1 protein-coding gene is annotated in these 1,314 nt (G+C 45.9%); it reads left to right on the top strand.

Annotation, left to right across the window (positions count from 1 at the left end; genetic code table 11):
• A partial coding sequence (locus NW212_RS15195; RefSeq protein WP_258339454.1) for a transposase occupies positions 1-1,314 on the top strand: 1,314 nt, incomplete at both ends.

The raw sequence follows: 1,314 nt of genomic DNA, 5'->3' as shown, positions 1-1,314 counted from the left end.
AGCCCACTTTGGGCTTTACAGAATTTGATGTTCTGGAAAAATATCGCAAGAGTTTTCATGAGAGTGAACTGGGCAGGCTTCACTCAGTTTTCCCGTTTGACCGTATGGCAAAAGCCATAGGCTTGTCGGAACATCGTCTTGGACGCAGGAACATTTTTAGCCCTTCGGCAAAGATTGCCCTTATGGTCCTGAAAGCCTACACCGGATTCTCCGACAGACAGCTGGTGGAACATCTCAACGGCAACCTCCACTACCAGATGTTCTGCGGAATCATGACAGATCCGGCCTTTCCCATAACCAACTACAAGATAGTCAGTGCCATCCGCAATGAGATAGCATCCCGTCTTGATATTGACTCCCTTCAGGAGATACTGGCCTCCCACTGGAAACCATATCTTGAGAACCTTCACGTGTGCATGACTGATGCCACGTGTTATGAAAGTCACATGCGTTTTCCTACAGACATGAAACTGCTTTGGGAAAGTATTGAATGGCTTTACAGGCATATCTGCCGGCATTGTATGGATCTTGGTATAAGGCGTCCCCGTAACAAATATGCGGATGTGTCAGAGTCCTATCTTTCATACTGCAAGAAAAGAAAGAGGAAATCCTCAAGAACACGGATGCTCAGGCGCCGTATGATCAGACTCCTTGAAAAGCTCATCGTACAGAGGGATGAGATTCATAAGGAGTACGGGAGATCACTCAGATATACACAGGATTATCAGAAACGCCTTTCCATAATCAGAAAGGTTCTTGTACAGGAGAAGGAACTGTTTGAAGGCAGGAAGGTCAATGACCGCATCGTCAGCATCGACCGTCATTACGTACGTCCTATCGTAAGAGGCAAGGAAACAAAGTCTGTTGAATTCGGTGCAAAGGTTAACAACATACAGATAGACGGTATATCGTTTATCGAACACCTCTCGTTCAAGGCATTCAATGAGGGAATACGGCTGAAGGACTGTATCCGTATGCAACAGAAACTCATGAATGTCAGGGTTAGATGTGCGGCTGGAGATTCCATATATGCCAACAATGCAAATAGAAGGTTCTGTACAAAATATGGTATATCCACTTCCTTTGTACGCAAGGGAAGGGCGGCAAAGGATGAACCCTTGAGAAAGGTTCTCAGAAGTGAACTCTCCAAAGAAAGGGCCACCCGGCTTGAAGGAAGCTTCGGCACTCAAAAGCAACACTACTCACTCGCAAGAATAAAGGCCAGGAACAGGAAGACTGAAATCCTTTGGATTTTCTTCGGAATACATACGGCAAATGCCGTACTGATGATAGACAAGGTCACGAGCAGAACAG

This window comes from Bacteroides sp. ET225, from assembly GCF_024733745.1.
GTDB classification, from domain to species: domain Bacteria; phylum Bacteroidota; class Bacteroidia; order Bacteroidales; family Bacteroidaceae; genus Phocaeicola; species Phocaeicola excrementipullorum.
Note: the sequence above shows the minus strand (reverse complement) of the source record. Positions and strands in the feature narration are given on the sequence as shown.